This is a genomic window from Wolbachia endosymbiont (group B) of Rhopobota naevana (assembly GCF_947250615.1).
In the GTDB taxonomy this organism is placed as follows: domain Bacteria; phylum Pseudomonadota; class Alphaproteobacteria; order Rickettsiales; family Anaplasmataceae; genus Wolbachia.
This window is the reverse complement of the sequence record NZ_OX366333.1, coordinates 743,439-764,031: the sequence shown is the minus strand read 5'-3', so window position 1 is coordinate 764,031 and position 20,593 is coordinate 743,439. Positions and strand designations below refer to the sequence as shown.

Sequence of the window (20,593 nt, the reverse complement as noted above, 5' to 3'; positions counted from 1 at the left end):
AGTGTGGAGGAGTGGCTGCCAATGATCAAAAATTTACCACAATTACAGAAGTATACACAAGAGGTTTAAAAGGTGATGCAAAAAGGGAATTTTGGCAAAATGACTTAAGTATGCACAACAAGATCCAGATTTGCATAATTGATGATCAGATGTCATTCATGCTCAGCCTATATATAGAAAAAATTCTCAAGCTCAAGAGGGCTTAGGGTGGAACTAAAATTCATGGACTTGTTGACGCACGTAATTAATTTCTTTTTTTTAAGTTAATTAATGTTAACAAGCCACGTCTGCCTGTAATCATGTTAATACCAAAATATAATGTAAGAGAAGAAATGGGCAGTGCTATGCAACAATTTTTGTTTCTTTCTAACCATGCTTCCATATGAAAAACATATGACATAAAAAGGAAAACAAAAAGCTAAGAACCTTGACGCGCTTTACATCTTGGCTTTACCTTATTTATAATATAAACCTTACCACCCCTTTTCACAACTTTACAATTTTTATCTCTGTTACGATGAGATTTTAGTGACCCTTTAACTTTCATATCTACAGTAAGAATAGAATTACCTTACATTATGATCACTGACAGAGAGTTAGTCAATTGATAAATTTTTCACATTTTATTAAAATACTGTATAATTGTTGCTGATACTTCTTCGATTGACCTTTGCGTGACATCAATAATTGGCCAGTTATTTTGCTTAAAGAACTCCTCTGCTTCTTTAATTTCCTTTTCTACTTTTCTAGGGTCAGCATATATATTATTACCTTCATTATTAATTGAAGTCAGTCTATTTTTGCGTATTTCTATTAGCCTTCTTACGTCTATTGTTACTCCTATAGTCAGTTTATTTTTTAATTTTGCTAAGTCGACGTAAAAGGGTATCTCGCTAACAAAAGGAACATTTGCAACTTTATAGCCTCGGTAAGCTAAATACATACTGGTGGGAGATTTTGATGTGCGTGAAACTCCAACCAAAATTATATCGGCTTTATCAATATCTTGAATATTTTGTCCATCATCATGATTAATGGTATAGTTTATTGCCTCAATGCGCTGAAAATATTCGTTATTTATCTCAGCATGTAAGTCAAGTTTTTCGTCTTTTTCAATTTCAAGATAGGATGAGATTTCCCTAATAATGTGTGATAATATCGCTCTGTAGGGAATTTTTAGCTTTATACAATTATTTTTTAGATATTTTCTTAGCTCATCATTAGTAATAGTGCATATAACAAAATTATGCTCATCACTTTTTCTATTAATTTCCTCTAAAATTTTGTCAATCTGCTCTTCTCCTTTTACGAAAGACCAAACATATTCGATCGTTTCTACAGAACGAAAGTGTTTCAGAGCTGATTTTGCAACTGATATAACAGTTTCACCACTTGAATCTGACACTAAGTGTAGGTTAAGCTTTTTAAGGATCATCAACGTTATACTAAAAATAATAGCAAGCAATCTGCTACTGAAATTGTGCTAATTTATTATACTACGTAAATATAGAAAAACTATCTTGTTGATAAAACTCAAACTAATTGATAAATTCTTAACACAATTATTCTCAAAACGAATGTTTTTATTAAAGCCTACAAATTTCACTTCTTTTGCTAAAAAAGCTCTACCTTGGCTTGGGGTTATTTGTTTCTCATGTTTTTTAATTGGAATGTTCTTGGCATTATTCTTCTCCCCAGGAGATTATAAACAAGGAGAAATTGTACGAATTATGTATCTTCATGTGCCTTCTGCATGGCTTGCTCTTGGAATATACGGACTCATTGCATCACTCAGTTTCATTTCGTTGGTATGGAACAATAGTGTTGCTAGTGTTTTGGCACATGCTGCTGCTCCTGCAGGGACAGTCTTTTCGGCAATATGCTTAATCACAGGTAGCGTCTGGGGAAAAGGAACATGGGGTACTTGGTGGGTATGGGATGCAAGGCTTACTTCAATGCTGATTTTGTTTTTTCTGTATGTTGGTTATCTTTCATTGTGGAGCGCTTTTGATAATCAAGCAAGAGCAGAGAAATCATCAGCAGTATTTGCCATTTTTAGTGCTATAAATATTCCCATAGTAAAATTTTCTGTGAATTTATGGTCTACTCTTCATCAGCCAGCAAGTATTTTTAGAAAAGGTGGAGTAGCAATAGAAGGTTCTTTACTGCTGCCACTCATTGCAATGTTTATATTTTGTACCACACTTTTTTTAGTAGTGTGGATACTTAATGCCCTTCATTTAATTAATTTGCAGAAGATAAAGAGAGAAATCAGCATGCGATATTAGGTATGCAGTTCCAGAGTGTAATGTTGTGAACAGCTACGGAAATTAAAATGTAGAGCAATCATCAGCAGAGACTAAGTGGTATAAAAAATAGCTGAAGAATGTAAAAAAGGAAGTGGTATAGATAAACCTGTTACCGATAGAGAAGGTGAAATTGACACGGGCGAACCTGTTACTGATGAAGGAGAGAATGAAAATGGAGAAATTACATCTCGAAAAGTAACCTCAGATTGTTCCAAGTATGAAAATTGTAGGCCATATTCTCATTTTTATAAAGTTGATAATAAGATAGGTTGTCAAGGTTTTAGTGCATCTGATTTACTAAAGGAATTATATCCTGAGATGTACAGTAATCCTAAGATTGCAAAATATATAGAAGAGGGAGCAAATGGTAATTATGGTGCAGTAAATTTTAAATTTGCCTTTACAGAGGATCTTAATTCAATATCCTGGCTTGGTAATATAGAATGTGAAAAATGTGTCGATGATCAAATAGAGTTAGCGTGTCAAGAAGAAGAGATTAAGAGTTTCTGTTACCCGAACGTTTACCGTAGTAATCCAGAATTCAACAAGAGCTTTTTTTCCAGAGGAGCATGTCCTAATCTCTTTAGAGAGTCCAGTGAAACAAGTGTTGTAAAAGCAAAACAAGTTGCACCATTGATACTTGTTAATACCTTAGGACAAATGATAGATAAAGAGGGTAATAACACTAAAGTATACTATGATGCATTGAAGCGTTATCTAAATGATGATAGTAAAATCAAGGATTGTGGAGATAATCAAAAGTGTAAGGATTATATTCCAATTATGGAGAAAGTTGCATGGAATAGTGATAAGGAAGTACTATTAAAAACTGCTGTTAATAATACGCAAGAAGCAAATCCTTACTATTATGGAAATGAGGATAATTCTACTTCCGTTGAATTTGGTTCTATATAAGGCTGAATTTGTCTAATTTTTTCTACACTAGACACAATTTAGTCGTATCTGAACAAATACATAATCTATATAAAGAGGACGTAGGTACCATCTGTCCTTTTAAGGCATTTATGTCAATGATATGCGTAATCCATGATTTTAAACATGATGATCCTCCTAAGTAATACAAAAAAACTCAGAAAAATGTACATAGCTATGATAGAAGTTATCTATACATAAGTACAATATACTTTAATTAGAGATTATAAATTAATTAAGTTGAAAAGTCTGCAGACGAAGATAGATTTCGAGCTCTAGAATATCTTCACTATCAAAATAACAAAGCTGTCAAAATTTGTCAAGTAATTTTTATCGCAACTGTACAAACATTGCACAGGACAAATTTAAAATGCTGTAAAATGGTGTCTGTTCAGACGCATGTGAAACCAGTGCTTCTTTTCATCCCACTTCCATACGGCTAAACCCTTTTCATAATCTCCTATCTATCATTTCTTAAACCACTCCCCTGAACGGATACAATTAAATACATTTTTAACATTTTTATAGAAAACTATTAGTATAGATTTGTATGCTGCCCTCATGGCTATTTTAAAATGTTTAATACTCCTTTTCATTATTTCTTGTACACATCTACCTAACAAGCAACATTCTGTTAATATAGACAATTATAAGCACGATTATTCGTTGCAACAATATAATACTCCTTTGAAGAATAACGAACCAGCAATACCAGAAATGATACCTTTACCGGTAGAGTTTCCCGATCTTACAACCAGTAATCAGTTTCTTTCGATTAATGTTGATGAAAAAGTACCAGTAAAGGATTTACTGATTGAGATAGGAAAACTTTCTGACGTTAACTTAGACATAGATCCCAAAATATCAGGTAATATTATTTTAAAGCTAAAAGATAAGAACATAAACGAAGTAATTCAGAATATAGCCAACAGCGCCAAATTGCGTTACTCAATGAATAATGGTGTAATTAGAATTGAACAAGATTTGCCATATGCACAAAATTATTACATAGACTTCATCAATATTCAACACTCTGCGCAAAGGAGTTTTATCATTGGTAACAATATTACCGACAGTGATGGTGATAGAAACTATATGAAATCTCAATATAGTAGTGATTTATGGAATTCATTAGAAAAAGGCTTAAATGCAATAATGGATGTTAACGGAGTAGATGATGGTGAGTTTCTTTCATCCAACAGAGAAGCTGGTGTCATTATTCTAAATGCTAGAAAAGATATTCACAAAGCTGTTGAAGAATATATTAATAAAGTTAAGAAATTGGCGTCTTCTCAAGTAATGATCGAGGCCAAAATAGTTGAAGTTTTATTAGACGATAAATACCTTTCTGGTATCAACTTAAATGATTTGCATAATGAAACCAAATCTATAACAAATCAAGGTAACTCTATTATTGACCTAGCAATTAACTCTAGTGTGAGTGATTTAGGAGATTTAGTAAAAATTTTAAATAAATTTGGCACTTCAACCGTAATTTCAAGCCCTAGAGTACATGCTATAAATAATCAGCAAGCAATGATTTCATTTACTAAAAACCATATCTATTTTACTTCCGATATACAGAAAGATACCGGAAACTCCAATCATGCCTTAATTACCAAGATGAATAGCACTCCAATAGGTGTGGTGTTAATAATCCACCCAAGCATTAACATTGATACTAATGAAATATTCATGGATATACATCTAACCTTATCAAGAATTAACGATTACACTAAAGACCCAAATATAGAATATGTCGCACAGCAGAATAAAATGAAATTAAATAGTGACATTCCAATTATTGAAACCAGAGAAATGCACTCTACGTTAAAAATTAAGAGCGGCGAAGTTATGGTAATTGGTGGGCTTATAGAGCATAGAAAAGATAACCAAAACTTATTGCATCAAAAGTCAAAAAAACTGGCTAAGACAGTAGAAACCGTCATCTTCCTGAAAGCAACAATCGTACCAACACTTGGTTTATTAGATATAAAAGATAGGAATTTATATATATATTAAACGTATCCGTTCAGGCAATGGCATCAACTTAAGGAAAGATGTTGGGGTTGCTATTATGATAAGAAGAGAGTATCAGAATGATAATTAAGACAGCTTAATCACAAATCTGTTGCGGTAAATTTAAGTTACTTTAGTCATATATTAAAGTTTTTAAACAGGTCTTAGTTTACTTACTTTATTGTTTTCTTTATTATCAAATATTGCTTTAAATAATATGGAGGAGCACATTGTCAGCAATTGCCGTTATTGATTTTGGTTCACAGTTTACACAGCTTATTGCAAGACAAATCAGGGAAATGGGCGTTTACTGTGAAATATTTCCAAGCAATATCGATTTCGAAACAGTATCAAAATTCAATGGATTTATTTTTTCTGGAGGACCGCAATCTGTAAATGACAATTGCTCTGAAGTAAGTGAAGTAGCACATAAAATTATAAAACTTAACGAAACAATAAACACTCCTATACTTGGAATATGTTATGGACAGCAACTCATTTGTCATTATTTCGGGGCAAAGGTAAGAAAAGAATTCAATCAGGAATTTGGCAAAACTAAAATCAAGATACTAAAAGAATCCCCAATTATAAAGGATACTTGGAACGTTAATTCCGAAGTCGATGTGCTAATGAACCATGCAGACAGTGTCGAAACTATACCGCAAGGATTTACTGCTATTGCCTCAGGTATAATAAATCAAACAATCGCAATAATTGCCAACGAACAGCGGAAGATTTACTGTACTCAGTTCCATCCTGAAGTTAAGCCTACGACAAATGGTAGTAAACTTCTCTCTAATTTCTTAGATATTGCAAATTGTGAAAGAGATTGGACAATGAAGTCATTCGTTGAAAAACAGAAGGAAAAAATTCAAAACTTAGTAGGGGAGAAAAAAGTAATTGCTGCAGTAAGTGGGGGGGTTGATTCAAGTGTTGCAGCAGTTCTTACACACAAAGCTATAGGAAAACAATTAAACTGTATTTTTATCGATACTGGGTTATTGCGTAAGAGCCAGACCACTACTATGTTAAAAGAAATTCCAATAAATTACGTTGATAAATCAAACTTGTTTTTAAGTAGGTTAAAGGGAATAACTGATCCGGAAGAAAAGCGAAAAATTATCGGCAATACTTTTATCGAAGTATTTGAAGAAGAGGCAAAAAAAATAGGTGATGTGGATTTTTTAATGCAAGGCACCATTTACTCTGATGTAGTTGAATCAGGGCACGCTTCAGGAAACACTAGTACAATTAAATCTCATCACAATGTTGGTGGGTTGCCAGAAAAAATGAATCTGAAACTAGTAGAACCTTTACGCTATCTCTTTAAAGATGAAGTAAGGCTGCTTGGCAAAGAAATTGGGCTTTCAGATGAGATAATATTTCAACATCCATTTCCTGGGCCTGGACTTGCAGTGAGGATCATAGGTGAGGTTGATGAAGAAAAGGTACGAATATTGCAAGAAGTAGATGAAATATATATCAACACAATGAAAAATTATGATCTGTATGATAAAATATGGCAGGCTTTTGCTGTACTGTTACCAGTAAAAACTGTGGGAGTTATGGGAGATAATCGTACATACGGATATGTTTGCGCTTTAAGGGCTGTGACTTCATCTGATGGCATGACAGCTGATGCATTTCCATTTGAAAATAAAGATCAACATTCGTTAGTATTTTGGAGGTTTTTGCAAGACGTCAGTAGTATAATTGTTAACAAAGTTTCCGGAATAAATCGAGTTGTGTATGATTTAACTTCCAAGCCACCAGCAACTATTGAGTGGGAGTAGCAATAATTTCATTCCAGTTTCAGCTACTCGAATCACACCAAAGAGGCTGCTTGCATAACTCAAATTTTAAGGAAAACTATTTAATGTCATTCCAGCGCGTGACGCTGGTTCCTGGATCCCAGTACTGGGATGACAACGAAGTTGAATGACACCACAGAGGCTACTTGAATCTAATTTACTATTCACAATCCCAGTTATTAGCTTGTTTTAATTGACTTTTTATCATAATCATGTAATAATTAAACATATAGTTTGATATTGAAGGTAAAATCATGACAGGAGAATGTGAATCACTGGAAACAGTACTGAGGACGATTGAGGCTAAGAAAGATTTAAATAAATATAATATAATTGAGAAAATACAAGAAGAACTAAAGGAACAGAATCAAGATCTATATCAAGAGTGGGAGAAAGGTAATTTTGATGTAAATCATGTATTTGATATTTACCCATACGAAAAGTGGACGTTATTAATTATAGCTGCTGAGAATGGTTACAAAAAGACAGTAGGGTTTTTAATCGGAGCAAAAGCAGATGTTAATGTGATAGATAAAAATGGGTGCACTGCTTTGTACTATCCTGCTTTGTATGGTTTCAAAGAGGTAGTAGAGGTTTTAATCGGAGCAGGAGCAGATGTTAATGTGAGAGATAAAAGTGGGTACACTGCTTTGCACTTTGCTGCTTACACAGAGATAGTAGAGGTTTTACTCAAAGAAGGAGCAAAAGTTAATGCAGTAGATAAAGATGGAAAGACTCCTTTAGATCATGCTAAGAGTCAAGACGTAGTAAAAGCTCTATTAGACGCAGGAGGAGGCTCTTTTGTAAAAGCGCGTAATAAAGCAAAGATTGCCGGTGGAGTAACTGGATTATTAGGCACTGCTATAGCAGTGGCACTTTTTACAACTGGAACAATTACAGCTCAGTTGACACCTATCGTTATAGCAGTGGTTGCAGTTACAGCAGCAGCACTGGTAGTTGGTTGTGCTACATATGCATTACTAAAGCCTAGTACTAAAGTTGATGGAGCAGAGAAACCATCTGCCGCCTTAATAAATGGACAGCAAGCACCTACTTGACAGTAGAGCGTGTGACGCACAGCTGTATGAACATTATCTGTAGGATGCCAGTGTCTGGGCACTGGCATCCAGTTAAGTTGGTAAGCATAAAAGTAATGTAAAAATACAATGTTTTTGATGATGGAAAAATGGATCCCAGTGTCAAGCATTGGGATGACACCTTCCTGCTAGAAAATGTTCGCACAGTTGTACGTCACGCACTGATTGGATTTTTGCTTCGTGTAAAATAGTTTCAAGGCTGTATTTTCTTTATTTTGCTTATAGCTTCCACAAGCAATGCAAACATAAATGAAGAATACAAACATGCTTTTGGTAGTTCTATGTGAAGCCCTTCAAGTGTTAGATATACACCGACGAGTAAAATAAATAGAATGGCAATTACTTTTAAGCTTGGGTTGGATTTTATTACCTGAGCGGTATAACTTGATGAAAATAGCATCGCTAGTATGGAAAATGTAAATGCTATGGCAATGATTATCATATTGTGAGTTAATGCTATGGCAGTTAATATCGAATCAACCGAAAAAACTAAATCTATTAATATAATTTGTAGCACAACTAAAAAAAATTGTGATTTAACATTTGCCTTTGTTTTATTCTCCTTATGTACAAAAATGTCGCTCCATAACTCCATAGAGCTTTTAACAATAAGGAATAACCCTCCTGCAATCATAAGTAAATCCTTTACTGAGATATCCAGAGATACAGTGTGAAATATAGGCTTTTGCATTGATAATATATATGATGTAAAAAATAGTATTACAAAACGCATCAATAGCGCCAAGCCAAAACCTATAAGGCGGGCTCTTTCTCTCAGCAGATTTGGCACCTTATCTATTGCTAGAGAAATAAAGATTAAATTGTCTATACCAAGTATAGTTTCAAGTAGCGTAAGTATCAATAAAGTCCAAGCATCAGCTAGCATTTTCATTCCAAAGTCAGATTTTGTACTTTACAATAGATGTGTAAAAATTAAGTAACTTCGCCTAGGTAATTAAAAAATCAGCCTTACCCGAAAAAGGAAGAGAAAAAAGGTCATTTTTATAATAAAAGTACTTTTATAAGAAGAATAATAAAATTAAAAATCTAACTCTCTTTACGAAAATTTTAAATAGATTATAAAATAGTTGTACCATGAAAGTATATGCCTTCTTTGTAGACTAAGATTTTTCTTTAAATTAAGATAGATACATAGTAAAAGGAATTTATGACAAAAGAATCATTAGCAAAAACTGATATAGTGAAAGTTGAAGATCAGAAAGCACCAAAGAGCTTTTTTAAGATACTAGGTGAAGTAGCAAACGCTGTAAGATCATGGGTTGGCAATATTAACCCTGATTTAAGTAGTAGTCGCGATGTCGATAGTTTAGTCTTGAAGATGAACGAATGCTTAAACCCAAAGGGGGGTGAAGTCTCAGCACGTAAGAACACCGTATCTCTTGGTAATTTGTACTTGAGTTTATCAGAGGTAGGTCAAATAAAATTTTTACAAACCCTGTCAGAAAAGTTCAATCCGGATAAAACGAAAATAGATGAAGAAATAAAAGTATATAAGAAAAATCAAGATTCTGAGTCGAGCTATAAGTTTGAACAAGACTTAATAAAAGTCCTTGAATCACCACGCTCTAAAATATTGAAGCAGTTTATCTCCTTACCAGAAGGTCTTAAGTTTATTGTTGATATGCGCTCTGATGTGCTTAAGCTAAAGAACCAATATGAAAATCTAAACCCACTAGAAAATGAATTAAAAAATATACTCTGTACTTTGGTTGATGTTGATCTACTTGATCTTCATCAAATCACCTGGGATTCACCTGCATCATTGTTGGAAAAACTTATAAAATATGAAGCTGTACATAAAATTTCTTCTTGGGGTGACCTAAAAAATAGGCTAGATTCTGATCGTCTCTGTTTTGCTTTCTTTCATTACAAAATACCAAACGAACCTCTAATTTTTGTAGAGGTTGCATTGATGAATGAGATTTCAGATAGTATTCAACACCTTTTGGATGAGTCAGTGCCCTCAAGTGACCCAAGCAGTGCAAGTACTGCTATATTCTATTCAATATCAAACACTCAAACTGGTTTATCTGGAATTAGCCTCGGTAACTTTTTAATAAAGAGAGTCGTAGAAAAACTATCGCAAGAATTTAAAAGCGTAAAAGTGTATGCAACTCTTTCTCCAGTTCCTGGATTTACAAAATGGCTAAAAAATCAAGACGTAGCTTTATTAGGTAAGCTTAATATAAAACAATCAGGTACAGAAATTTTAGAAAGCATAAAAACTAACATTGAATGCGAAAAACAGTCCCTACTGAAACTTTGTGCACATTATTTGCTAAAGGTTAAAAGCAGTGGTGGGGGTGCTTATGATCCAGTAGCACACTTTCATTTAAGCAATGGTGCATCAATCAAACAAATCAACTGGATGGCTGATACTTCTGAAAAAGGCATTAGTCAGTCAGCCGGGATAATGGTGAATTATTTGTATGAATTGCCTAAAATAGGTAACAATCATGAGAATTATATGATTAATAAAGTGATTTCTCATTCAAAAAAAGTGTCAGCTATGTTAAAGGAATAATAGGAAGTGCGCAAGCATATAGAAAGTGCTAACATTCCCTAATGTTTATGTATATAATATTGAATAGTTTTATGAGGTAAAATGTATTAGTAGTGAGATATTAAAAAAAATAAAACAAAAAATACAAGATAGAGTAACACGTAAAGAACTGTACAGTGTCTTTACATATTCTGAAGAAATAAAGTCATTTAATGATTATGTTAGTAGTATTAAACGTGATGGAATAAACTCAGAGAAATCAAGTCTATTGAAAGATATTTATGAAGGCCTTAATTCTATGTTTACTAACATTGCTATCGACTGGGATAGCAATCGAGGTAGCCTAAGTAGTGAAAAAATTAATATACATTATCAAAACTTAGGGTCTATCTTAGAGATGGTAATCATAATTGAAGGATTGAAGACAGGATTGGGCCAAGCATACGTGATACTCGGCATTGATGAATCCACGTTAATTTGTGATATCGAATCACTTCAGAAAAAAATGGAAGAAAAGCTAAAAGGAATGCAACAACAAAATGAAGCAAGGCAAGAAGAATTAGAAAAGAAAATTGAAGAAAAGTTTAGAAAGTATATAGAAAACGGCACTATTGATGCAGTATCAATTGAAAAATATGATAATTGTAGTTTGTGTGATGCAGTAATCAATCTAAAAGACAACAGTAAAAGCATAAATATTGAGATAAGCGAGTTTTTAAATAATGATTTTCGTAAAAAAAACAATATTCATGAAATTCGTATTTTAAATGGCGATCAAGAAGAAGTTGTCTGTGGCTTTGTAGATAAAAATGGAGTGAGGTGTTATAATTTAGGTACTGCAGCTCAATATGGAATAAAGTTTAATTGGTATATAGATGAAAGGGAATTTATCATTATATTAAGTGCTAATAGCGATGGCACTATTAAAATAGCAAGTGATAAGCCAGATGATAAAGATTTAGAAGAAAATAAAGATGTAAGAATTAAAGTTGGTAATGATTACCTAAGCCTTGCTGATGCAGTAAAAACATGCAAGCAGGAAAAGAATGAGGAAAGTAGCAAACTGAGTCAACCATCAACTACTGAATACTTCCGACCAGTACAGACGCCAGCTTAATGTTTTCAGCAAAAAGGAAGATAAGTAATTGCTCTTGTAATACTTAAAATGTAAAATAGATCTACTTAAATAAGTAGATCTATGAACAATATAAGAAATTTTGCAATAATAGCACATATAGATCATGGTAAGTCAACTCTTGCTGATCGTTTGATAGAAGAATGTAACGGTCTTGAGACAAGGGAAATGACCAATCAGGTACTTGACTCAATGGATATAGAGCGTGAACGCGGAATCACAATCAAAGCACAAACGGTAAGACTCAATTACACTGCAAATAATGGTAATAAATATTGCCTCAACCTCATGGACACACCAGGTCATGTTGACTTTTCATATGAAGTCAGCCGAAGCTTAGCCGCATGTGAAGGCTCACTTTTGGTAGTAGATAGCAGCCAAGGAGTTGAAGCTCAGACTCTGGCAAATGTCTACAAGGCAATTGACAATAATCATGAGATAATAGTTGTGCTTAATAAAGTCGATCTTCCTGCTGCAGATCCAGAAAGGATAAAGCTTCAGATTGAAGAGGTAATCGGAATTGATGCAACTGAGTCAATTTTGATATCGGCAAAAACTGGTCTTGGGATAAAGGATGTACTTGAAGCTATAGTGACAAAACTTCCCGCTCCTCAAGGTGATACAAATGCTCCACTGCAAGCAATTTTAGTTGATAGTTGGTATGATCCTTACCTAGGAGTAGTAATTTTAGTGCGAGTTAAAAATGGAGTACTAAAAAAAGGCATGAGAATCGTTATGATGTCTAATAATGCTACATATCAGGTCGATAATATCGGTATTTTCACTCCTAAAAAAGTTATGACTGGTGAACTTTCAGCAGGTGAAGTTGGTTTTATAACTGCTTCAATGAAAGAAGTAGCTGACTGCAAAGTAGGAGACACTATTACTGAAGAGAAAAGGCCGTGCAGCAAGGCATTACCTGGCTTTAAAGAAGTACATCCTGTAGTATTTTGCAGTATTTTTCCCAATAACACAGATGATTTTAAATATTTAAGGGAAGCACTAGAAAAATTACATTTAAATGATGCTAGTTTTACATTTGATGCTGAAACGTCAAATGCCCTAGGTTATGGATTTCGTTGCGGTTTCTTAGGAATGCTACATCTTGAAGTCATTCAAGAAAGACTCGAAAGAGAATTTGATTTAGATCTAACAGCAACTGCACCGAGTGTTATATATAAAGTTGCAACACAAAATGGTAAAGTTTTAAATATCCATAACCCAAGCGATATGCCAGACCCTACAAAAATTGAAATAGTGGAAGAACCGTGGATCACTGCAACTATAATGGTACCTGATCAATATTTAGGAGAGATTCTATCTCTGTGTGAAGAGAGGAGAGGAGAACAGCAGGATTTATCTTATGTTGGTAATACGACAACAGCACTACTGAAGTATAAATTACCGCTGTCTGAGGTTGTTTTTGATTTTTACGATAGACTAAAATCAATTTCCAAGGGATATGCAAGTTTAGATTGGGAAATATCCGATTATCAGGAAAGTCAGATAGATAAATTAAGTTTTTTAGTTAATGGAGAACCTGTGGATGCGTTAGCCTGCATTGTTCATAAAAGCAGGGCAGAAAAAAGAGGCCGTGAAATATGTGCACGTTTGAAAGACTTGATACCACGCCAGCAATATAAAATCGCGATTCAAGCGGCAGTAGGCGGAAAAATTATTGCTAGAGAAACGATTAACCCGTATAGAAAAGATGTAACAGCCAAGCTCTATGGTGGAGACGTCACACGAAGGATGAAGCTGCTTGAAAAGCAGAAGAAAGGTAAGAAAAGATTGCATTCTGTAGGAAACATAAACATCCCACAAAATGCTTTTATTGAGGCTTTGAAAATAAATGATTAATATATATCCAAAAACATAAATTTAAAGAACTAAGTGATATTTTCTCAATAAATTTACTGACATTGATATGGGTAAATTTGAAATAGCTATGTGAATTTGTAAAACACTATATAAGATAGGGAATGTTCAAAAAAGTGTGTCAAAGCGAATTTTTAGTTCAACTCAATTTTTAACCTATCAGGAAAAAAGATATCAAGTTGAGATATAGTTAGAGCCCAATTAGGCAAAGCCATAGCCCATTTTTGCTCTATCTTTTTTATAGCACAATATACCAATTTGTACAAGGCATTTGTACTGGTAAATGAACCTTTGGTTTTAGTAAATTTTCTGATTTGTCTGTGCAACCCCTCAATTGGATTGGTGGTATAAATTAGCCTTCTAACAGGGCCAGAATACTTAAAATAACTAGACAAATTTTCCCAATTGTTTTGCCACGATTTTATGACTAAAGGATATTTTTCACCCCATTTTTCCTCCAGTTCAAGTAAATAATTTTCGGCGATTTCTCTACTTGTAGCACGGTATATTTTTTTCAAATCATTCATAAAAACTTTTATATCTTTGCTGGATACGTATTTTAGTGAATTTCTTATTTGGTGCACAATGCATAACTGTACCTCAGCATTGGGAAATACGCTATTTATATCTGTAGGGAAGCTTTTCAGACCGTCAACACAAGCTATCAAAATGTCTTCTACTCCTCTCTCTTTTAAGTCATTTAATACGCCTAGCCAGAAGTTAGCTCCCTCACTTTCTGCTAAGTAAAAACCCAGTACTTCTTTTCTGCCATTTTGGTCTATTCCTAATATATTGTACATGCATTTACTTATGCAATGTCCATTCTCTTTGACCTTAAAAAACATCCCATCCATAAATACTATCGGGTATACTGATTGTAGGGGACGACTCCTCCATTCATTGATTATAGGCAGTAATTTATCTGTAATTCCAGATATCTCTGCTGCAGATATTTTATGGTCATAGATTTCTTCCACATAGGATGCTATATCCCTGTATCCCACACCGCTTGCAAACATGTTCAAGACCTTTGTTTCAAGTTCTGGATGTAAGCTTGTTTGCCTTTTTTTCACTATCTGTGGTTCGAAACTTCCCTCTCTATCTCTTGGTGTCAATAGTTCAAATGAACCTGCACTCGTCTTCAAAGTTTTGCCATTCTTTCCGTTTCTTCGATTCTTTTCTTCTCTTTCATTGGATAAATGATGCTCTATTTCACCTTCTAGACTTGCTTCCAGCAGCCTTTTTACAAATGGTGTTAATGCTCCATCTCTCCCCATCAATGGTTTACCTTCCCTTATTGATGACAGTATATTTGCTTCCAGCTCTTTGTAATCTACCAGGCCAGTCGTTCCATTTTCTATTTTGTAACTCATATATCAAACCTCTATTTTTTGTTTCTATTTTATTTTTATTTCTCGGTTTGACACACTTTTTTGAACATTCCCTTTTTTAGGGAGTTCTTATCTAGAAGAAGATGATTTTTTCAGAAGAATCTATAAATTAATAACTTTATTACTTAATATATAAAATAGTTTTTTTCGTTTCCTTTCTTCCTTATACCACTTTTCCTTAACTTGACGCGTATGGTTTATTTAACACTCCCTCTCAAAGAGGTGCTTTTAAAATGCTATTTGATTAATAACTTTACTGATATAGGTATGCCTATTTTCAAATTTGCCTCGTAAATTCCTTTCATTACTCCTCCTCATTCCTTGCCATTCAACAAAGCCTCCCAGAAGCACCATAAATACGCTTTTCAACACATATTTAATAGAGTTTGTGAAGAAAATGACACTGAACACCATTTGACAAAAGTCTTGGACAAATGGGCAAGTTGAACGTATGAATAAAACTTTTAAAAATGCTACAGTTAAAAAATATTACCACCGCTCACATCAGCAGCTCAAAAAGCATCTTTACAATTTTATGATGGCTTACAATTATGCTAGAAGAATTAAAACTCTTAATGGTCTTACACCTTTCGAATTTATATGTTTACAGTGCTCCTCATTTATTTACACTACCATCACACTCTGGAACCATGTATCTAAACTTCTGCTGAAACCTTACTGTAATTGTCCTTAGATTATCATTAAATAATATTAAAAATTTAAGCATCTAGACCCATCTGTTGTAAGAAGATAATGTTTTGCCAGTCAATATTATAAATTGACTATAGCATCTTGCTGACGGCTAAGATTTACGTTGACATCGTTAAGATAACTCTTAATGGCTGGCTGGTTATCTATTTTTCTCCTTTTAGTTTTTGTACTCTCTGTGTCTAGAAACCTTTTGTTTCCTAGCAGTAACTCTTCACTTGATACTGAAGAAGAACTTTCGCTATTTTTTTCTACATAAAGCTCTTTTAAGATTGAGACACCCTTAGCATTCAAATCAGATTTTTCAAATTGTAAGAGCGATTCTCTTTTTTCTACCTCATTTTTTAAATATGTTGATTTATCTTCATCTCTAGTAAACAACTTTTGTATAGCATATACAGTATCTAAAGTATCAAGATGATTTATCCCTATAACCTTCTCTTGTAATTCTTGCAATCGTTGAAGTTCTTGTAATGCTTTTTCTTTATCCTCTAAGCAACTATGTAAAACAGCTATATAAAACTTCACAGATAGTACGTTAGGATGATTATCTAAAAATCCATAATTTTTTTGTAGCTTCAGCACTTTCTCAAAATATTGCAATGCTTTCTCTCTTAATTCTCTTTGAATTACTTTTCCTACCTCTATTGCAACAAAATAAGGAGCCGGTTGTAAGTACTGACTACTCTCTTGATTTATCAGAATATCTTGTAGCTGCCTAAATAAAGCTTGTATACTCAATTCACGAGGTAAATCTTCTTTATGTGGTAACGCTTCTTCATTTATAGTTACTTTTTTTCTTTCTTGACTCATAAAGAAATATGCTAAGGCATAGATATATTTTGTATCTAAATTATAAAATTCATACACCTCGGAAGGATCAAGATAAGGATCATCATCGGAGTTAAAATCACTTATTTTAAGGAAAATTTCATTTCTCAGTTGTCTTACATAGTACAAAGTTGTAAATGCATCAGTATATCTTTTTTGCATTACAAATACTTCAGCTATAATAACTGCCATATCTAGATGTTCTTCTATAAGTTCCATGATTTCTTCGTTAAATGAACTAGTAAATATAAAGTTATTGTATTTACTGTACGACAATGCTTTTTTATAATTTTTTTGTTTGAGATAAATAGAAAGTATTTTTTTATCCAAAGCAAGAGAAGGAAATACATCATTTACCTTCTCTAATTTTTTCAAATCTAGAAAGACTTTTAATGCTTTATCATACCATCCCAAACCAGCTCGCGCGCAGGCAAACTCATATTTGATCAACCTTGAATATCCATCATCTACAGCAAGTAATTGATATAATTGCGACGTAAGATTGATAACTTTTTGATACTCATATAACTCATTTAAGCCACTTAAAATTAAACAAGGAAGATTCTTATTTTCTTCTATTAGATAGTCATATTTTTGACCATGATCAAACAAAGATAAGAGGTGAACTACATCTAAAAACCCTCCTTCAGTTTCAGATACCAGTTCTATGACACAACTTAATATGTGTTTTTCCTCATCTATGGTAAACTGTGAACGTATTACTTTTTTTATTAATTCATGCATAGTATAGACCTTGTATTTACCTTCCTTTTTTGGATAAATTATCGAATATTGTTCTAGCAATTTAAAAATGGAGTATAGCCTATCCTCATATCTAATCCAGGGAAGAAATAAATTGGGATCAATTGTACCATGACCAAAATAAGCCATAGCATTTAAAATTTTTAGAACTTTCTCTCCAGAACTCATCTTTTCTATTGTTTCCATCGAGATTAGTAATGTTATTTGCAGTATTCTATCGTATTCATTTTGTCTAGTGTTTCGTGGAAATTTCTGATTAAACCTTTCGTATTGTATTAAATATTCAAAAATTCCAAATGCTTCGCTCAAAGAGCTTGATCCTTTGTTTTTAATACATGCTACTGCTAGATTTATAGCTAATGGAAAACCTTCGAGTTTTCTTATTAGTGCTTTTATTTTTTCATCTTGCGACTTATCTGCTATCTCTAAAATTCTTTTTACAAGTTGTATAGCTTCTTTTTCTCCAAGACTATCTAAAGACACTTCTGCTATATCTTGATAACCTTGATCAGAAGAAGTAAATAAGCAGTCAAAACCACCTCTTTTACCTCTGATCTTTAAAATTCTCTCTAGATCTTCTTTTTTAACTCCCTGAAAAAGGAATAGGCATTTTTCCTCTACTTTATTTCTTTCTCTTTCCATACACATGCTTAGCCTATCTCGGACAAGGGAATCAAAAGAACTTTCTATGGACAATATATCTTGAGTATTTACCTCATAGATATGAAGATAAACTCCTTTGTTTTCTTCAACAAATTTTCTAGCTAGTTGAGTTTTGCCAATTCCAGATGGACCTACTATTATTACTTCTCCCCCATGTAATTTTGTATATATCTCCTCTATTTGTTTCTTTCTTCCAGTGAATTCTTCTACTGGAGCACATACATCCTTAAAATTCATTTTCCCAAGTAGAGATGATAATCTTTTTATATCTGATACTTTTATACTAGGCCAAAAACTCCTAGATCTTGCTGTATTACCATGCTCTGATTCAAGTAGGTTGCTATAGTTTTGAGAGACTGTTTCAGCATGATTTACAAATGCTTCTTTTACTTTTAGATAATAAAACGAATTTGGAATTGTTTTTAAATTTTTTTCCATCAAAGATACAACATCACTATTTTTTTCAGTTCTTCCTATTAACTCTTTGCCTCCTATTATATGTTGTTCTTTTTTTCCTTCTTCTTTAACTAAGTATTTCAAATTCATATCTAAATTTTGTTTGCGCTCTTGACAACAAAATAAGATATGCTCGTTTAAAAAGCTTACCTCTTGTTCAATATGGGATTTAATTTTTACTATAAGATCCTCAATTATCTTTTTGCTTGGCATTTGGATTTCTTTATTGACAATATAAAATACCTTCTCCACTTTAGCCTTAAATTCTTGTATATTTAAGGCATCTAAAGTATACACATAGTTTTCAAGTTCTACGTTTGTAGCTTCTACTCTAATATATCTTGTATCATATGTTCTTTTCGACTTTTCACCCATAAGGGAACGGCGATAACCATACTGACTAGATTTATCCTCACTTTTCTTTCTATAATAGACGAAAGAGCCTTCACTGCCTTCTGCAATTCCGATATTTTCATATAGGTCTCTAAGATTATAACTTATTTCTCCATACTGCGCAGACATACCTTGAAAGTATGTATTTAGAACAAGGGTTTCAGCTATTCTTATATTGCTCAAATCTCCCTTGTATTCTTTCTGAATGTAATATTCAATTATCTTATCTACGATATCATCTGCTATCTTTGAAACATGATCAAAACCTATTTTCTCAAACTGCATTTCAAAACTTTGAAAAATATTGCATCCAGCATCCATTAATATTTTTCTAAAGCCCAGTTTATATTCATTAAACGTTCCTATTAAGTCTGATAGATTAATAAAACTTTTTGTCGCTTTTGTTACATTACCTTCTCTCAAAGATGCTTTCATACCAAACATCTCCCAATCATCATGTGTTGAACATCCAAAAATACTTTGCACAAACCTGTTAATGCTCACCCCATCCGAAAATATTCTGTTCCCCTCTCTCAGTGTACTTGCAAGTATATCATATATAATAAGCCTCGTTTCAAATGATTGAATGAAACTCAGAACAAACTTCATCAAATTTGAATACTCTACTTGATAAAATTGATAATGATTATTTTCTTTATAAGACAAGCGTATTTTGTTACAGTATTTTTTCTTTTTATTGTATATAAGATCTTTTGAATCTTTCTCAGACACTATTATCGCTGTATTTAGTAGATCAGACATTGCATTTATTTCATGCTTTCCACCCCAAGTTTGAGTCATTTCCATGGTCAGGTAAGGAAGCAGTATTACTACTACCCCCTCCCTTAGAAACGCAGCATGCAGGTTTCCCAACACTACGCTTGAGCCCCTTATCTAAGTTCTTCTTTTCTAGAACCGGCTTGTCCTTCATGATTCCTCAGGAAACATCATTCTTAATGGTGACACCAACAGTAGAGAACCTTCTCTTGAGAAAGAGCTTGCTAACATTCTTGTTCGTTTCACTCTCTCATCAAAATACTTTTTCCATTTTAAGTCAAGGGGATTTGCATCCGCTCTGATTTTAACATGTCGTCTGATAGGTATATCAATCAGCTTAAGCAGTCTTAAATACCGTATCTCTTTTGGTTTGTTCTTGCATAGGGGTGCAGCAAAAACCCATTGGCGTTGACCCATTACTTTGAAGTAACGATTCTTTATCCAACGTAATCCTTTACGAGGATGTCTTTTCTTTGCCCATTTCCATAAACTATGCCAAATTTCATTGTCGATCTTTCTAAACGCTTTTTTAGCACACACATGGTGATAGTAATTTCCCCATCCTCTCAGTAGAGAGTTGAGTGACTTAATTACTATAGCCTGAGTGTTCGCTATATTTGCTTTTATCAATGTACGTGCTTTATTCAGAAGTCTTTTAATACTTTCTTTCGAAGGTTTAATAATTAACTTCTTATTATATCTACGTACATTACAACCAAGAAAGTCAAACCCTGTTGTGATAGATGTAATCTTTGTCTTCTCTTCTGACAGAATTAAACCTCGCTCATGAAGAAAAGATGATACTAAAGGCTTAACTTCCTTTTCCAGTACTTCATGTGTGAAACCTGAAATAATAAGGAGAGTAGACCGGCGGAGCTTCCCCACCAGTCTCTCGCAGAACTGCAC

Annotated in this window: 16 protein-coding genes and 1 pseudogene; 10 read left to right on the top strand and 7 right to left on the bottom strand. The window is 33.4% G+C overall.

The annotated features are described in order from the left end of the window. Positions 1–11 precede the first annotated feature (11 nt). On the top strand, positions 12–206 hold the full coding sequence (locus tag OOL01_RS03720; RefSeq protein ID WP_010402151.1) for a hypothetical protein: 195 nt from the start codon (positions 12–14) through the stop codon (positions 204–206). A 212-nt stretch (positions 207–418) separates the two neighbouring features. Here OOL01_RS03720 and ykgO read toward each other — a convergent pair whose 3' ends face one another. Beyond that, positions 419–547, bottom strand: coding sequence for a type B 50S ribosomal protein L36 (ykgO, locus tag OOL01_RS03715; RefSeq protein WP_006015378.1), 129 nt, complete (start codon positions 545–547; stop codon positions 419–421). Positions 548–616: 69 nt separating this feature from the next. Beyond that, complete coding sequence (locus OOL01_RS03710; RefSeq protein WP_010402159.1) at positions 617–1,435, bottom strand: pyruvate, water dikinase regulatory protein; 819 nt, start codon at positions 1,433–1,435, stop codon at positions 617–619. Between the two features lie 142 nt (positions 1,436–1,577). Between OOL01_RS03710 and ccmC the strand changes: the two genes are divergently transcribed. The 5 genes from ccmC (at position 1,578) to OOL01_RS03685 (ending at position 8,130) form a co-directional block, all read left to right on the top strand. Continuing rightward, positions 1,578–2,288 carry a heme ABC transporter permease CcmC gene (gene ccmC, locus OOL01_RS03705; protein ID WP_264687183.1) on the top strand — a complete coding sequence of 237 codons (711 nt, stop codon included), beginning with the start codon at positions 1,578–1,580 and terminating at the stop codon, positions 2,286–2,288. A 339-nt stretch (positions 2,289–2,627) separates the two neighbouring features. After that, on the top strand, positions 2,628–3,224 hold the full coding sequence (locus OOL01_RS03700) for a hypothetical protein (RefSeq protein ID WP_241653902.1): 597 nt from the start codon (positions 2,628–2,630) through the stop codon (positions 3,222–3,224). 564 nt (positions 3,225–3,788) lie between these two features. Continuing rightward, complete coding sequence (locus OOL01_RS03695; RefSeq protein ID WP_264687182.1) at positions 3,789–5,264, top strand: type II secretion system protein GspD; 1,476 nt, start codon at positions 3,789–3,791, stop codon at positions 5,262–5,264. Between the two features lie 227 nt (positions 5,265–5,491). After that, positions 5,492–7,054 (top strand): glutamine-hydrolyzing GMP synthase, encoded by a 1,563-nt coding sequence (gene guaA, locus OOL01_RS03690; protein WP_264687181.1) that lies wholly within the window; start codon positions 5,492–5,494, stop codon positions 7,052–7,054. 272 nt (positions 7,055–7,326) lie between these two features. Next, entirely contained in the window at positions 7,327–8,130 is an 804-nt protein-coding gene (locus OOL01_RS03685; protein WP_264687180.1) for an ankyrin repeat domain-containing protein, read from the top strand. 232 nt (positions 8,131–8,362) lie between these two features. Here the strand turns inward: OOL01_RS03685 and OOL01_RS03680 are convergent, their stop codons facing one another. After that, a complete protein-coding gene (locus tag OOL01_RS03680) occupies positions 8,363–9,055 on the bottom strand; it encodes a TerC family protein (RefSeq protein ID WP_029237607.1) in 693 nt (230 codons plus the stop codon). A 282-nt stretch (positions 9,056–9,337) separates the two neighbouring features. On the opposite strand from OOL01_RS03680, the gene OOL01_RS03675 reads away from it, so the two are divergent. The 3 genes from OOL01_RS03675 (at position 9,338) to lepA (ending at position 13,688) form a co-directional block, all read left to right on the top strand. Next, positions 9,338–10,714, top strand: a complete 1,377-nt coding sequence (locus tag OOL01_RS03675; RefSeq protein ID WP_264687179.1) for a malonyl-CoA decarboxylase — start codon at positions 9,338–9,340, stop codon at positions 10,712–10,714. Between the two features lie 277 nt (positions 10,715–10,991). Next, a complete protein-coding gene (locus OOL01_RS03670) occupies positions 10,992–11,810 on the top strand; it encodes a hypothetical protein (protein WP_264687178.1) in 819 nt (272 codons plus the stop codon). 81 nt (positions 11,811–11,891) lie between these two features. Then, positions 11,892–13,688 carry a translation elongation factor 4 gene (gene lepA, locus OOL01_RS03665; RefSeq protein ID WP_264687177.1) on the top strand — a complete coding sequence of 599 codons (1,797 nt, stop codon included), beginning with the start codon at positions 11,892–11,894 and terminating at the stop codon, positions 13,686–13,688. Between the two features lie 152 nt (positions 13,689–13,840). Here the strand turns inward: lepA and OOL01_RS03660 are convergent, their stop codons facing one another. Beyond that, positions 13,841–15,079 (bottom strand): IS256 family transposase, encoded by a 1,239-nt coding sequence (locus tag OOL01_RS03660; protein ID WP_264686429.1) that lies wholly within the window; start codon positions 15,077–15,079, stop codon positions 13,841–13,843. A gap of 375 nt (positions 15,080–15,454) precedes the next feature. On the opposite strand from OOL01_RS03660, the pseudogene OOL01_RS03655 reads away from it, so the two are divergent. Beyond that, a pseudogene (locus OOL01_RS03655) lies at positions 15,455–15,791 on the top strand (integrase core domain-containing protein); the annotation flags it as partial. A gap of 77 nt (positions 15,792–15,868) precedes the next feature. Here the strand turns inward: OOL01_RS03655 and OOL01_RS03650 are convergent. From OOL01_RS03650 to OOL01_RS03640, 3 genes are read right to left on the bottom strand one after another with little or no spacing between them, the layout of a single operon-like run. Then, positions 15,869–19,711 (bottom strand): hypothetical protein, encoded by a 3,843-nt coding sequence (locus OOL01_RS03650; RefSeq protein ID WP_264687176.1) that lies wholly within the window; start codon positions 19,709–19,711, stop codon positions 15,869–15,871. Continuing rightward, on the bottom strand, positions 19,683–19,841 hold the full coding sequence (locus OOL01_RS03645; protein WP_264687276.1) for a hypothetical protein: 159 nt from the start codon (positions 19,839–19,841) through the stop codon (positions 19,683–19,685). The genes OOL01_RS03650 and OOL01_RS03645 overlap by 29 nt, the downstream gene beginning before the upstream one ends. Next, positions 19,838–20,572, bottom strand: coding sequence for a group II intron maturase-specific domain-containing protein (locus tag OOL01_RS03640; RefSeq protein ID WP_264686754.1), 735 nt, complete (start codon positions 20,570–20,572; stop codon positions 19,838–19,840). The genes OOL01_RS03645 and OOL01_RS03640 overlap by 4 nt, the downstream gene beginning before the upstream one ends. Positions 20,573–20,593: the final 21 nt, after the last annotated feature.